Source organism: Agarivorans sp. DSG3-1, from assembly GCF_046774965.1.
Lineage (GTDB): Bacteria > Pseudomonadota > Gammaproteobacteria > Enterobacterales > Celerinatantimonadaceae > Agarivorans.
Genome location: NZ_CP177241.1, coordinates 1,215,485 through 1,231,474 on the forward strand (window position 1 = coordinate 1,215,485; position 15,990 = coordinate 1,231,474).

Consider the following 15,990-nt stretch of genomic DNA (forward strand, 5'->3'; position numbering starts at 1 on the left):
CTGTTACTGCTTATATGCGCCAAGTAAAAACGAATGAGTAGATAAGTCATCGATATTACTTTCTAACTCCGCTGCTGGCTTTGTGTTTTCGGTACTATTGTTAGCAATACTTGGCATTGTTTCCAATGCTTCAATTACACCTTCCATATCTCCGTTAAGTGAAGGGTTCTCATTATTAATACTAATACCCAGTTTAAGTTGTTCGATCGCTTCATTTTTTTTATTCTCTAGTGAGAATAAAATACCTTTAGCAAAGTGAATCAAGTACTCTGGAGTAGCAGTAGCTAACTCTTTTAGCTCAACAGCGCCATCTTCTGTTTGACCTGTTGCTAGTAGAGATAGTGCTAACTGAAATCGAGCTAGAGAAAAATCAGGTTCAGTTCTTAAACAGTCTTTAAAGCCTACTATAGCTTCGTTAAACATACCTAAACTAGCGTAAGTTGACGCCAACAAAAATTTCCCTTGATGATGTTCGGGACTCCTTTCTACTAACTCTTTTAAATAGCTCAGCGCTTTGTCATTTCGCTGATTGTTTGCCGCATCAATCGCTAAGTGAAAAAGCTCGTTAGTAGAGAAGTTCGACGTCATTTAGAAAATCCTTGTTCCGCTAAAGTAGAGGTGAAATTGTCGTGTTAAGTGAATGAAACCGACTAAGGTATACACACCTTAGAATAGCATTATTGCTTTAGGCTTAGGAAATAGAATATAAGTTTTAATCACAATATTGTTAGTTAACGTGCAGGTGCTATATCCTAAGTGCTTGCTATATCTTTCTGCTGACTATGAAAAACCATTTTATGTTCAAATATTTCAAAAATGCTAAGCCAGTCAAGTGGAGCTTTTTCACATAGGCCAGCTTCATAGAAGAACACATCAGAAAAGCTTTGTTGTTCTAATATTCTTATATCGTTATGCTTCGAGTAAAAGTATTGAATATTTTCTAGCCATTGGTGGTACTTGTCTTTGTTTAACTGCTCTGCAGAACTTAAATGCCAAACAGCATTATTAAGCATTTCAAACTCAACTGCTTCGTTGGTCAACCTATAGCCCAGCTCAACGTCTTCTAATCCCCAACCCAAAAATTTTTCATCGAAGAGAGTATTCAAAAATAGCTCTTTTTCTATACAGAAGTTACAACTCCAAAAAAGGTGCCACTTTCCTGCTAGGGTATTTATGGGGCGGTTAAAGCGTTGCTCCAAACTTAAACGAATGTCTTTATGCCATTTAACCTTGTTTGTAATGGCAGCCAACCCCGTTTTATTGTATTGGTTTAGCACTAAGCCTAAATAATGTGGCGGTATCTCATTTCTTGTGCCCAAAACTAACCGTCTTTTGGGTTTACACTTGAAGTACTGGCAGTATTTCGACAGTAGTGTTGGTTCTACAAAGTGGTCACCATCTACAAAAACCAAATAAGAATACTTTGCAAGTGCAGCACCTTTGTTCCTTGCCCTGGCCCTAGAGGATTGTTTGTTTCTAGGTAGGTAAAGGTAGTTGATTTTTATATTGCTTGGAAAGTCAGATAATTTATTGAGCGGTTGGGAACTCCCATCGTCAATAACTATAAGCTCAAACTCACCCTTTGAGTAATTAAGCTTGGCGTAAGAAGCTAGTGCCAAGTTCAACAATACTGGGTCATCTTTGATAATGATTACAATTGAAAAGTTCATATAAATTAACTACAAAGCCTACAAATCAGTTTTTATTATAAGCTTTTCATAATTTCTTGAAAGCGCTTTCTTGGGCGTGTAATGTGTAGAGTATATTCACAAGTAAGGGGAAACTTAGTTGGACCAGCCTCTCTGCATATTGCTAACAAACTATAAACGTCCGCAAAATATTCCAAACATTATTAATGAGTGCCTAAAGGTTAAAAACCTAGAGCAGTTGATCCTTATTGATAATTCGAAATTTGGTTTAGCCAAACAAATAGACTATCAGTTACCCTCAGAAGTTGTATACATGGGCGATGGCATAAACCGAGGCGCGAGTTATCGCTTTAGCATTGCTGCAAGCTTGAGGGGAAAAGCTGTACTGTGCCTAGACGACGATCTCTTTCTAAGTGCAGAGCAAATAGGGCTCTTGCAGGCTAAGTTTACAGAACAGCCAAATAGAATGCATGGGGTTTGGGGGCAGAAAGTGGTAACAAAATATAAGCAGTTGGTATTAGCTGGTGGTCTATATGGCCAAAACACCGAGTTAGATATACTTAATCGTGTTTATATGTTTAGCCCTTATTATGCAGAGCAAGCACAAGTATTCGCTAAGAATCTTGGCTTTAACAGCTGGAGCGAAATTGGTCCTACGGATGATATCTTGATGAGCTATTCTGGGGGTAATAAGCCACTATGCCATGATGTGGGGGCTATTCAAGACTGCCCTAGCTCTAATGCTCCTGGGGTAGCCGTTTGGATGAGTAAAGGCTTCCATAAAATTAGATCTCAGCTTGTAAGCCGTATTTTGGAATACAAGAGGAAACAACCCTTAGAGAGCTAACGCCCTTAAGCTCTTTCTTCACTCATGTGCAGGGCCATCCAACTAGTATTGCGTTTACTTATTCTACGAGCACTAAAGAGTTTCACAACTTGTGGATATCAAGGCATGAGGGGAGCAGCGTCGCGAAGACTAGGTACATCGCGCTGTTTTTATGGCTTTCAATTTCACGTTTATAGCAAGCGCCTTGCCGATATAAAACTACCTTAAGTTAAATATTGTTATGTGTCAGATCAACTATTGATAATTAATTTCCTAGTAAGTCTCTTACTTTATGTAAAATGTTGTTTTTATTAAATTAAATATAGAACTTAAAATACAAGGAAGTTAAGAAATGAAGTTTTGGAAGTTGTTATCTGTTGTCTCTGTATTAAGTTTAGCTGCTTGTGGTGGGGGAGGTAGTGACGGTGGTGGTGGCAACTCAGATGTTGAAGAATCTACAATTCTTTCTAGTCAATACCTACCTGCTCAAATTGGAGCGGTTTGGCGCTACTCCGATGTGAATACTGGCCAAATTCACCAGCTTTCCAGCTCCAGCGTTGCTTCATCTTCAAATAATACAGAGCGCTTTACGTTAAATTGGGAGCACAGTGGCTTTAAGCAATCCTTTAACCACTCACAAGGAGAGTTGTTTATTGAGAGCCTTCAGGTTGAACAGCTTGTTATTGATGGAAAAAATTACAAACTTAATTTCAACCTTTCCGATAATCCAATGCTTTTGTTACCCGAATTTGCGCCAGAAGGAAAACGCCCAGATCTTGGATACAAAGACTTGGGAGTTACTATTAGCCCAAGTATTGGGGCAACTTATGGCGACTACTTGCAAGAGTGGGAATATCACGGAATTGATACGGTTGTCACCGCCTCGGGTAATTATGAAGCGCTACATATTAGTTACTGGTTGGCGCTTAATGTGTCTGTAGATGTCGATGACTTGGGAGTCACTGTTAGTGAGCAGATACACCTCGAACAAGAGCTGTGGTTTAGCCCTTCTATTGGTATTGTTAAGTTAGTCGATCGAAGTGAATCAGCAACTCAGCCACTTGAGTTATCTTTTATTAGCTTTAATAAGTACTTAGATGATGCTGGGAATGCTAGCGAGTTACCAGTGAATATTAGCATTGATCAAGAAAGCCCTTGGCGTAACCTTAATGCTGCCTATGGTTTAGATCAATATTACGGCACTTGGGGAAATCAAAGTTACACATGTAATCCTGATCTTTCGAGTACCTCTATTTATGAATTAACGGTCGCAGAAGAGTTATTAACTTTACGCACTACAACCTACGATAGCCTTTATTGTATTAATGCAGGCACTGATATTCACAAGACAGAATCAATAAAATCAGGAACATATAGATTTATTGATAATGGAGAAGCGTCCTCTAGTATTTCCTTAGTTCTTAACGTAGAGAATCACCTTTATAGAGCTCTAAACGGTAGCGGAGAGTGGGGAGAATATGAGGAAATGCGGACAGGCGGAGGGGAAATGCTAACGCTAGAAAAGCTGGATAATTCTCGAATTAATTTGGGAGTTTATGAAGCTGAAACTCTGTATCTCAATGAATTGAATTTCATTGCTCCTTAGAGTTCAGCGGTTAATATTGCTTAGGAAAGCTCAAGCTAGCTCTTGAGCTTTTTTGTAGATTTAATATAGTGTTGCTGGCTTATCCACTTTCTCACATAGTTGTAATCGACCACGAGTGGCACACCAACTTCTTCCGGTTTGTTTAGCATGTTGCTGTAAATGCTCATTCGAACCAGCAGCGCTTATAAAGTGCTTATCAAAAGACTTTATTATTTTTAGCCAATCTTCTCGGTGAATACTTAATCTATCCATAATGGGCTGAACATGCGCAGGAATTGCGCCGCGTTTATCGGCACGCACGCAGCGGCCTGTCCAATCAACCAGTTCTATGTATTCATAAAGGTTAAAGGGTAAACCTGGGCTAGGTTTGCCATGGGCTATATATCCGGTAAATGCTAACACCTCACTTGGCTGCAAATCGTGCGTGGATTTAGCGGCTTTTAAGGCCAGTATGCGACGTTGAATACTGGTAAAATCAGAGTCTTCTGGGGTATCTGCTATTTTGGCTCTTACTGGATTTAAATCCACGTAAGCCATGCAAGCCAATACCGCTGCTTCATCAAGCAAGGCTTGAGACTTAAAACGCCCCTCCCAAAAACGCCCTTTGCACTGGTCTTCCTCATTGGCTTGGCGAGCAATGTGCTCATTTAGGCAGCGCATAAACCAACTAATATCAAATAGGCGTTCGCGCCATTGCTCTAGCCGCTCAATCGCTTTAGGGTATTGTTCGTCTTTAGCGTGTGGGTCATTAAGGTATTGCTCAACCGCATTGTGCCCGTTAAACAATTGCTTCCAACGGGTGTTTATCTGGCTATAGCTCCATTGTTGGGCTTGCTGCTGGTTAACCCGCAATACTAAATGATAGTGGTTACTCATCACCGCATAAGCCGCTACATCAATAGAAAACACCTCGGCGAGTTGAGTGAACTTATCAACTATCCATTGTTTGCGGTGGTTAAAGTTAGCACCACTTGCTCGGTCTTCGCCACACAAAAATGCTCTACGAACGCAGCGGCAAATGCAGTGGTAGTAGGGCGTACTGTCTAAACAAATTTGCTGCTGGCGAGCTCTGGTCATAACAGCACCTCTAGGGCTTGGAGTGTACTTAAAGCCTAGAAGTGCAGTTTGGGATTGTCAAAAAGACTTGGGTGTCCTTTCCTTCTTTTTTTCCTTCTTTTTCCTTCTTTTCCTGAGAAAAAGTGCCAAAGAAGTCTCCAAGTTTATTTGACCGTTACAGCTCCCAATAAGCTTAATCGGCAATTGATGGCATAGACTTCAGAGCTTGTGAAATTATCTTCATTATCTAGCTTGATATACATTTTAAATAAACTCGCCTCACCGTTTACTGAAGATAGCCATATGTATGTGAATTTGTTAAGCCACAACTTATAATTTTTAATAGTTCCTTTTTTACTTGATTTAGATAAAGGCGACCGGTATTTTTTTAGGCAAATGTAAAAGTTGTCAAGTTTCCCTGAGGATATGGCTACACTACCTTTACCGGAAACTAGTCGATAGCTAGTATTTGGTGAAAAACTCGCAAGATGGCTCTCTAGTTTCTTTCCGTCTGAGATCCTGCCAAAGAACATGATGTACGACCAAAAGATAAAGCCTACCACAGGAATTATTATCCTTAGGCTAGTTCGTACCGATTTAATCATTTGTCCAGCCCGCCTTCTATGATAGTGCCTGTACCCGCCTTGTAATATAAACCACCGCCTGGAAGAAGGGCGTTTACACCTTTATCCCAAGTAAAAGAGGTTTGTGTTCCCCAAATATTACCGTTATCAGCTCTTACAATGCCAGTATCGAGAGATTGAACTCCCAAGTCTATTTCTCCCCCCATAATTGTATAATCACCACTTAGTGCCAAATCGTATTGATTTGTAGGGAAAAAACTAAATTCCATTCCTGTGCTAGCTCCTGGGATGGGTATCATAAACTCGGAACCCACTTCGGCGCTGCCATAGCCACCATAACTAATATCCCACGAATCGAAATCAATTGAAATATACCCCCCAAAAGCAACTGCGCCTGTACCACCAGCGCTTGCACTATTAGTATTGCCTAGCGCAAAGGTTAGCCCGTCAACCCCTTCTCCGTAATGGTCAATGACGTAAACTGCGGCATCTAAGTCCCCTTCTGTTAATGCCAAAGTAACCAGGCCCGCAACTCCAGAAGCCGCTAGATGCGCTACGTCTCCTAGTGCACCAACAGCTTTATCAAATAGGTTAAACGATGCTTGCTGATTGGAAGTAGTGAATCGCGAATTGGGTACCGTTTCACTAAAGAAGTCGTATTCTCCAAGTGAGCGATTTAGTGCTGTTAAATGAGCTTGTTTGTTGGAGTTGGTTAATGTTTTGTTATTTTCTAAGCTATAGACTTCGTCTTTTGAGCGATTTCTATAACCCATGGCGACATTAAGTTCATTCATAGTCATGCCTTCAGTCGTCATGCCGCCAATATTTGCCCACATCATATCCGCTGGATTTAGACCCACTCTCGCTGTTGCTTGATCCCTTAGGCCGTTAGCGTAAGCGTCACTGATTCTGGCACTTCTCTGCATTTGCCTAGTTGCTTCAGCTTGAGCATTTTGTGCAGCATAAGCCGCCTTGCTATACCCGCCCGCGACACTATTACCAATCATATTACCAAAGGCATCAATGGCAATGCTCGACCATTCGCGTTTACCGCCTATGTCCATCCACTGCCTTGCCACGTTTTCAGCTGCGCCGCCTGCAAAGGATGAGGCCATATCTCTGGCCATGTAGCTGCCTTCAAGTGTCGCATCGCCAAAGGCGGCTTTACCTCCATACTGCCCCGCAATAGAGCCTGCCACACCTGCCGCCATGCCTTTCCAGCTAAAGCTGCCGTCGTCGAGGATTTTGTTGGTGAGATAGTTACCCGCAGTTTGAACGGCGGCTTTAGTGGCTATATGACCAATTTTGCCTGCTTCGCCGGCAAGGCTGGCCGCTTCACTAGCTATTGCACCAACTCCTGCAGCTAATGCGCCTCGCGCTCCTGCTTTAAACATGGCGCCAACATCAAAACCATCTTGTATGCCTAGAGCCATGCCAACAGCTTGGCCTGCTGCGTTACCCGCTGCCGCGGCCATTGCTCCGGTAGCTATTTTGCCTGCTAAGCCTCCGGCAATAGGGAAGTACACTGCTACAACCACTGCAACGACAACAGTCACAATAGCCACAATCATTTGTGCACAGCCGGTATCACTAGGCGGTGGTGCTACCGCTTCGGCATCGGTTTTGCCTACGACATCGCTAGGGTTATAAGGCTTAAAGGTGTCGCTGGTATTGTGTACGTTGCTATTCACCGTAGGAATAGTCAGGCTCATACCTTGCTTTAAGCTAGCCGTTGGCTCAATAGCGTTAGCATCGGCAATCATGTACCACAGTGAGCCATCGCCCCATAGTTTTTGGGCAATGCCTTTTAGCGTGTCGCCATTATTAACTGTGTAAGTACCGGGTGCCGCCTGTTGCATTTTAGAGGCTTCAACATAGTTGCTCTCAAAGTTACTGTCAGACAAAGACCCTGTGTCGCCGAGTACGTTGCCATTGGCGTAGTAGTAGTCTTGCATTTTGGTGCCGTCACGGCGGAATAGTACTTGCCCGTCACGATTGTTAATCAGCATGCGGTCGTGACCTTTGGAGCGGGTATTAGAGCCGCGCACATACAACAGCTCACCAAAGCGGTCGTAGTAATTTGTGACATTATTAGGTGTCCACTGGTCACGCGAAGTGGTCATAGTGGAGCTGGCTTGCTGGTAGCCTTCAAAATAGTTATAGGTTTTTTTGTGGGTTTCTGAGTAGCTCAGCGCATCTGAATCGGTAGTGAGCAGTTTATTGTCTTGACGGTAAACCTTGACGCTATAACCCGTTACATTACCAGCGCTATTGTATTTACCTGCGTAATCTACGTACGACGCGACGCGCAGTGCGGTTTTACTAAATACTTTTACCACGTAGGTATTGCTGCCATAGCCACCTCCGCGGGTTTCGTTTACGTGTAAGTCTCGTAAATTGTAGTTAGTTTGTCGTTTTAATTGCGAACCGTTGCCCCAGCTATAGGCGGTTCTGCCAATAGTTGTGCCTGTTTTTGCGTGGCTATTACCTTCGCCATTCTTGGTCGCATAAGTGTATTCGTTAGACAATCTGCCTAGGCTGTCGTAATTGCGGTACGTTTGCTTTGGCGGCGTTCCACTATACGTGGAGCTACTATGATTTTTCTTGTAGTAGGTATATTGAAGCTTACTTGAGTTATACAAGTATTTGTAATGCTCGTGGTCATACTTATTATCATGGCGATACACCTCTTGTGTACGGCGGTCTAACTTGTCGTAAGTAAAACGACGCGTACCATTTTTGTAGCCGCCTGTCGAGGTGGCATTGGCCATGATGATGCGGTTAGCGGCATCATAGGTGTAGTAGTAATCTTTAGTCTCTAGGCTGGCGTTGCTCGAGGTTTTGTATACTTCCGCTTTCACATGGCGTCGATTGCCCATGGCGTCGTATTCATAACTTAAGCTTTTAAGTCCAGAGGTGTTGGTGATGCTGGGTGGCACGTAGGCACTGCCATAGCTGGCGCTAGAACCGTCCATGATTTTAGGGGTATAGGTTTGTTGTGGCGATGTTACTTTCACCAGCTGACCTCTAGTATTGTAACTATTGGTAGTGGTTCGATTAAAGCTAAATACCAGCGTTTCTGAGCCGGGAACACTCACCATATTGCCGCCGTATTGATGCCTCTCTAAGTAAGAGTAATTACGGGTATATTTGCGGTAAGAGCTGTGTTTTTCGCTAAGGCGGTTACCCATTTTGTCGTAGGTATAGGTGCTTGACTCATTTTGCAGCAAGCCGCTAACAGAGGTGAATGTGGCACTCCATTGCGTGGTTTTAGCTCTGCCTAGCAAATTGGCGACGTCGTCCCAGCCATCGGTGCCGGTACGAGAGATGGTTTTTAGGTTGCCGTTTTCGTAGTAGCTATAGGCTTTAATGTTGTTGCCGTTAGTTTCGCGGTAAACCTGTTTGTGGCCGTTTAAACTTAGTGTTGTGGTTCGCCCGGCTAAGTCGCGGCGTTTGGTAACATTGCCGTAGGTATCAAACCACCAGTATTGGTAGCGGCCATCAGCATTGGTTTGTTTGTACTTTCTATTTAACGAGTCGTAGTAGTATTTGGTGACTACACGCTCTAGGTTGCGGGTGGCAATTACATTACCACTGGCATCGTATTTGGTGTAAACGGTATTGCTGCTGTTTTCGCTGGTACCGGTAATGTCTTTAACTCTTCTACCTGCTTGATCATAAGCATAGGTGCGAGTTAAGCCGTAGCTGTAATAACTCCCCGAGCTACTAATTAGACCTTCACGGGTGACAAGGCCGCGCTTGTTGTATTCGGTACGGCTGTATTGACCCAAGGCATTTTTGGTGTAGGTTTTATTGCCGTAGGCATCGTATTTGTAATAGGTGATAGCGCCTATTTCGTTACGCTCCCAAGACAATAGTCCTGCACTGTCGTAGGACCAGGTTCTTACTTTTCCTAGGGCGTTGGTTAAGCGGACTTGGTTGCCTAGCTTGTCGTAGCGATATTCTTGCTCCGCACTATATGGATTGGCTTTACCATAAACAGAGACCGCGGGGAGTTTTTCCCAAACTACTTGGTTATTTAGATTGAAGCGTTGCTCTGTAACTCCACCAAGCGCATTGGTACTCTTAATCACATTGCCCCAGCGATCAAATTGCTGCTTGGTAATGGGGGTTTGAAACGCCGACTGAGTATTGTTTCTAAATTGTGGTAAGCGCTGTTCGGTTAAACGGCCTAGCTTGTCGTAAATATTATAGGTGCTGTAGTCATCTTGAGCCGTTGCAGTACTGCCGACTAAAACTTGTTTGGTTACTTTGCCTGACAAATCGTAGAGCATAGCACTGGTATCGCCATTGCTCTCTCGTTTACCAATCATTTGACCGGCTTTATTGTAACTATAGTTATAGTTGAGGCTGGTGTTTTTACCAGAAGAGCTAATTTCCCCAAAAGCATTATAACGAGCGCTATCACCGCGGCCATTCACCGCTGTATAGATTTGGTTGCCGCGTTTGTCATAGTTATAAGTTTTGGTGATGGTGTAGTCGTTTTGGGTATCGCCGTACCAATAAGTATAGTTGTTATCAATAGCAAGCCTTTCAGACTTAACGTTGCCTTTTTGGTCGTATTTAATGTAGGTTGAAATGTCATCGCCGTTGGTGGTGACTATTTGTTGGCCACGGGCATCGAGTTTATAGTATGTTTCAACATCTCCTGTTTTGCCTGATGCGTCTTTATCAAGTTGGCGAACAATATCGCCATGAATGGTGTAAGTAAAATTACTAATGTGGCGACCATGCGCTGAGGGAGTATTAAATCCAGTGTTACCACTCGCTGTTAGGTGATCTACTCCTGCTTTAACGGTTTTTCGCCCAAGCGCGTCGTAACTATAATTAGTCATTCCGTTCGCAGCATTGAACTCAGCTGTAATGTTGCCGACTGCATCGTAGCTAGTTTTGGTAATGAGGGTGCCGGTAGCGCCACCTAGGTTTCCATCCGTGTAGAAGTTATGGCTGCTGGCACTATTTGCATCCCAGCGGTTCTCTTGGGTTTTTCTGCCTAGTGCGTCATAGGTATAGCTGGTATATCTGTCGTAGCCAATACTTGCTGTTCCACCTGTTCTCTTGTTGTAGCCGGAAGTGGAAATTGAAGTAGCCGTCTGCGCATACTCATTTTTTTGGCGCATTTGGCCAAATTCGTTATAAAAGTACTCTGTTAGGTAACCTAGGGCGTCGGTTTCGGCGCGTTTTTGACCATCGTTATTGTAATAGAAATGTTTATCTGCCCATGCGTCGTAGTCTACACGGGTACGTTCTTTTATTACTTCGCCAAATACGTTGTAGGTAAATTGAGTTTCTGGAGCAACGCTCTTAACTCCTACGCCAGAGTCGTAAATGGAGATGACGTCACCTTTGACTTTAAATACCCGGCCTTGGCGGTCGAAGTAGCGGGTTAAGCGGCGGTCATTGCTATTAGTGCTAATTCGGCTCGCAGCTAAACTTTCTGAAATGGCGTAGCCATCTCCAATGCCTGATAGGTTAAATTTGTTGTTGTAGCGTATAACCTGAACGGTTGACTCACTGGCGCTGCTTTCTCCGTATTTATACTCGGTAACATAGGCATCTTCGTCAATTTCATAACGCACGCGACCTAGTTTGTCGTATACCTTGTAAGTGTTAACTCCCATTTCATCTTTTTGAGCAACGGCTAAACCAAGCGCATTGTAGGTGATGGTTTTGCTGAGGCGCACTCTGCCAGTGCCACTGGTGAAGTGCACTTTACCATCACTGGCGCTAAAGTATCCTGGCTGTAAAATTTTGGTTTGGCGATTTGCTGCATCGTATTGATACTCGGTGACTCGTTGGTCGGCCGTGCCGTAACCTTCTATGCGCTTGGTTAGGTTGCCGTTATTGTCATAGTAGAACCTAGTATCTGGACGGGTGGTGGCATAAGTAGTATTGCTGCTGCTATTGCTAATGGCGTAGTGGATGCTGGGAGCCAGTTCGCGAGTTAAGCGATTGCTACTGTCATAATAGTAATGCCACGTTTTATTGTTCTTATTGGTGAACGAGGTTTTATTACCATTTACATCGTAGGTGTACGATTCTTTTTTACCGAGCGCGTCGGTAGTGGAAGTTAGACGGCCTGCGTTATCGTAGGTGTATTGGGTGATTCGATTGCCGGTTTTTGCATTTGCACCCAACCAACTGGCCACACCGCTTTCAGTACTCCACGTGCCAGTGAACTTTTTAGCGTATTGAATGGTTTTAGTAACTTGACCAAGCGCGTTAAACACTGATTCTTGTACATAGCCTAAGGTGTCTTTGCTGAAGCGTGCGCGGCCTAACTCATCAAAAAGCGTTACTGTTGTTCTATCTGAGGAACTGGCACCACTGCGTTTACCAACGGTTACGCCTACTTGATTACCAAAGGCGTCATAGTGATATTTGGTTAAAGTATCATCTGCTGAAATGGCGGAAGTATTGCCGTAATTAACAACTGTGTTAACTTCACCGCGAGCGGTGTAGGTGTAATCAGCAATATTGCGTAGCCCGCCAGTTGTTTTCCACATATCGGTACGCTGAATTTCGCCAAAATCATTATATGTGTAGTCAGTCAACAGGCCTTTAGCGTTAAATTCGCGAGTTTTTAGTCCGCGGCGGTCATAAGTAATGCTGTATGAGCGGGCATCTAAACCATGATCGCGAGCTGCGTTTAAGCGAGATGTTAATGTGCTGTTTATTGCACCACCAGACAAGCCGGAAAGGCTAATTCTTTTGGCAAATTGCCTAGTCTCGCTAACTTGTCCAAAGTTGTCATAGGTGGTTTCTGACACTTCACCAAGAGGATTGACGCTGTGTGTTAGTCGCCCTAATGTATCGTAGAAAAATAAGGTTTTATGATTACGCCCATTAATCGCTTGGGTTTTTCTACCCGCACCATCGTAAACATAAGTGGTTGACTGGGAACCTTGAGTTGTTTTAGTGAGTTCGCCAAATTTGTTGTAAGCGTTAACGACACTGGTGCTGCCATTGCTTTGGCTAAGCAGTTGACCCACTTTGTTATAGCTGAAAGTGGTACTCACGCCAACTGGGCTTACGGTGGTTTTGATCTCACCCGTTTTGCCGTAGTCTGTGCGAGTGCTTATTCTATTTGATGTACCACCGGCATAGCTTTGTAGGCTGGCTATAGTGGTAGTTGCGCTGATGTTGGCCGTAATGGCACTTTTATATTGATAGTTGTATTGGCGATTAGAGTACTCGTCATAGACAATCTCACTCAGCCCGCCTTCTGCATTCACCGAGGCCTTTAGGCGATTAGTACCGTCGTAGTAGTTAAAGCTGTGGCGGTCGTCTTGGTGAGCGCTTGGTCTTAGCTGGCTAAGTGAGCCAGAGGCTCGGTAACTGCTATTGGTGGCATTTTTGTATGCAATGCTTTCAACTAACAAACCTTGGGCATTGTACTTGCTTTCGCTTAAATAGCCGGCAGCATCTAAGTGGGCGATTTGCTTGCCAGTTAGATCGTAAAAGAAGCGCTGGGTGCGTGAGCCCATTGTGGTTTTTATTACCTGACCGGCACTGTTGTAGTAAGAGGTACTTACTTTGCCTTCACCATCTGTGCTAGTTAGTTGGTTGCCTGCCTTGTCGTAGGTAAATACGTTTACTCTATCTTTAGCACTATTTGCAGCTGGCTTAAATTGGCTGATGTGAGTTTTAGTAACGGTGGTACCGTTAAACCAGCTGGCTGTGCTAGTGTGATTCCAGTACGCTTTGGTGCTAGCAACTTGCCCTGTGGTGTTATAAAGCGTTTCCGTCACTAAGCCATCATGGCCGACGATGGCGTTTTGTCGCCCTGACTCATCATAAAAATAGAAGGTGCGTTGGCCAGTGGGCGACTGCGTCATGGCCACTTGGCCGTTAGCATTGTAGTAAGTGCGCGCTATACGGTGAGTACTACCGTATGAAGTATCAATACTGCTTAGCTTACCTGCGGCATCAAATACCGAGGTAGTGATTTTGCCCTCGGCGTTAGTGACCTTAACGGTGTTACCGCTATAAACCGTTGAACTTGAGTAATTATTGCCATTGGTCACTTTGGTTACGCGACCCTCTCCATCGTAGGCATAGCTCGATATTGTGTTTACACCATTTCGAACCGCGATAGATTGCAGTAGTTGCCCATGTTGGTCGTATACAAATTTGGTGCGAATGGCTGCGCTGTTGAAGGTACCAGCACCACTGGTTGTGGTAGTGGCGTAAGAGCGGGTCTCTGTAAGTTGATCGCGCCCATCGTAGTAATAATCTGTTCTACTGGTAAGTGTTTTATTTTGGGCGCCTCGCCAGCTTTCCATTTGACTAAGGCTTAACTGAGTACTTACTGGTAGTGAAGTAACATTGTACTTTGCCTGTTGGTATTGGATGGTGGCGTGTTTTGTACCTACAGTATTGTAATGGTGTGAGGTCACGCGCCCTTCGGCATCTATTACAAAACGCAGATGCTTTTCGCTGTCGTAAACATAACGAGTGGTGCTTGGAGTGGTCGTTTTATTTAGGTAAACCGTTTCACTAAGCAGCAGTTTACCGCTATAACGCCATTCAGTTTTATTTCCTTCCCCGTCAATGGCGCTGGTTCGATTACCTGCGCTGTCATAGGTATATTTGGCAACGTCGTAACCCGCACTGGCATTGTGCACCCGAGTTAAATGATCTTTGCTGTCGTAGTAGAAGCGCGTATCTAGACGACGAGCTGAAACGTTCAAACTGCTGGTGCTAGGGGTGAGGGTGCGGGTTAGTCGATTATCGTTGGCTGCATCAAAGTAGTATGTCCAGGTGCGATTAAAGCCATCTTTGATGTTGGTGTAACCACTACCATAGCTATAAGTTAATTTGTGGCCGGTACCATCGGTGACAGTGGCAATTTTGCTGCCCGTGTAAGTAAAGCTGACCTTGCTGCCATCACTTTGGTTTACTTCTCTAATGCGAGTGCTAGAACCATCATAAAGATAGTTGGTGGTGAAACTGTCTCCGGTTAGTGCGGTTTTTACTTTGGTTAAGCGCTGTGCACTGTCGTAGCTGTAATCGACTTGGCTTGTCCAGCTACCGTTAGCATAGGTAGTTAAGCGAGACATTTTGCCTGATGGGCCGTTGTATTCAAACGCCATGCGTTCGCCATTGCCAAACGTAATACTCGTTAGCTTGGTACCGCTATAGGTATAAGTTCTAGTGTTTCCATCGGCATCAGCGGATGAAATCAAATAACCGACGCTATTGTATGTATCTTTAGCGCCAGTTTTTAGATTGGTATAAACGTAGTTGCTACCCGATTTGGTGATTTGACCGACTTCATCTTCACCGTTGGTATTTTTAAACACACTGCCACTAAGGGAATAGCTTGCTGTGCTTGAGTCACCTCGGCGTAAAGTGATGCTGTTGCTGGAAATGGAGCTAAGTTGGCGTTCGAAACCAAAGCGCCACCCGTTGGCGTCTGAATCATTCCACGCGCCTTGGCTGTTGTAGGTTCTTTCAGCAATGATATCTAAGCCGCGACCAACCAAAATTTCATCATGGTCGGTGAGGACTAAGTTACCTGTGCTTGCATTGACATAATTGCCTAGGCCGCCTTGCCTGAGTGATGCGTTACCAGAACTAAAGTGGCTAGATAAGTGATTTAAAGAAGAGTCGGCCAAACCTAAATCGCGACCAAACATCAATGCTGTCATGCTGAAATCCCTGTCAATATCCTGTCGTCAATCGCTACGCCAGTCGCGAGTGACAAAAACTGTTTCTAAAAGAGTTATCAAGCGAGATTTTTATTTGTTAAGGACTAATTTAAATTTTTTGTAAAAAAGTTTTTAAAGGAGGCTAAATTGGCGACGTTCTTCTTGGTTATGGCTGGGCATTTTATGGATGCTGAGGTGCTTAGTTTTAGCCCAGTAATCGTATTCCTTGCTTTCCCCGTGGTTCAGATTGGTATACTTAAAACCGTCTAACCAGTCTTTGTCCAGTTCTTCAAAGTTAAGATCATGTTTTCCACAATAAACAAGCAGGTGCTTTTGAGCAGATATCCAGATCGAATAATTGGATTTTGAGGTGGTTTGGTCTTGGATATCAACTTGCTGCTGAAAGTAGTCGATAAAACTGGCTTCTTGTTTTGTTCTATCTTCAAAACCATGCTTTTGAGATTGCCATTCAACCAGTCGTTTGCCCTTGATGGTTTCAGCGAGAAGCAGATGTTCTTTGTTATGCTGGCATTTTTGAGATGTTTTTGTTTACTCTAAGTGTACGTTTTTCAATAGAAATTTTCATTTTAGTCCC

The 15,990-nt window shown here is 43.8% G+C and carries 7 protein-coding genes; 2 read left to right on the forward strand and 5 right to left on the reverse strand.

What is annotated here, in order from left to right; all coding sequences use genetic code 11:
- Positions 1–3 precede the first annotated feature (3 nt).
- Positions 4–588: a tetratricopeptide repeat protein gene (locus ACLD71_RS05735; RefSeq protein WP_411993532.1), complete on the reverse strand. Its 585-nt coding sequence runs from the start codon at positions 586–588 to the stop codon at positions 4–6.
- Positions 589–752: 164 nt separating this feature from the next.
- Positions 753–1,670 (reverse strand): glycosyltransferase family 2 protein, encoded by a 918-nt coding sequence (locus ACLD71_RS05740; protein ID WP_411993534.1) that lies wholly within the window; start codon positions 1,668–1,670, stop codon positions 753–755.
- 118 nt (positions 1,671–1,788) lie between these two features.
- Between ACLD71_RS05740 and ACLD71_RS05745 the strand changes: the two genes are divergently transcribed.
- Together ACLD71_RS05745 and ACLD71_RS05750 are read left to right on the forward strand one after the other, a co-directional pair.
- A complete protein-coding gene (locus ACLD71_RS05745) occupies positions 1,789–2,496 on the forward strand; it encodes a hypothetical protein (protein WP_411993536.1) in 708 nt (235 codons plus the stop codon).
- A 331-nt stretch (positions 2,497–2,827) separates the two neighbouring features.
- Positions 2,828–4,081: a hypothetical protein gene (locus ACLD71_RS05750; RefSeq protein ID WP_411993538.1), complete on the forward strand. Its 1,254-nt coding sequence runs from the start codon at positions 2,828–2,830 to the stop codon at positions 4,079–4,081.
- Positions 4,082–4,141: 60 nt separating this feature from the next.
- Here ACLD71_RS05750 and ACLD71_RS05755 read toward each other — a convergent pair whose 3' ends face one another.
- The 3 genes from ACLD71_RS05755 to ACLD71_RS05765 form a co-directional block, all read right to left on the reverse strand.
- Complete coding sequence (locus tag ACLD71_RS05755; protein WP_411993539.1) at positions 4,142–5,158, reverse strand: transposase; 1,017 nt, start codon at positions 5,156–5,158, stop codon at positions 4,142–4,144.
- A 580-nt stretch (positions 5,159–5,738) separates the two neighbouring features.
- Positions 5,739–15,395, reverse strand: a complete 9,657-nt coding sequence (locus ACLD71_RS05760; RefSeq protein ID WP_411993541.1) for a DUF6531 domain-containing protein — start codon at positions 15,393–15,395, stop codon at positions 5,739–5,741.
- A gap of 132 nt (positions 15,396–15,527) precedes the next feature.
- Entirely contained in the window at positions 15,528–15,905 is a 378-nt protein-coding gene (locus ACLD71_RS05765; RefSeq protein ID WP_411994835.1) for a phage integrase SAM-like domain-containing protein, read from the reverse strand.
- Positions 15,906–15,990: the final 85 nt, after the last annotated feature.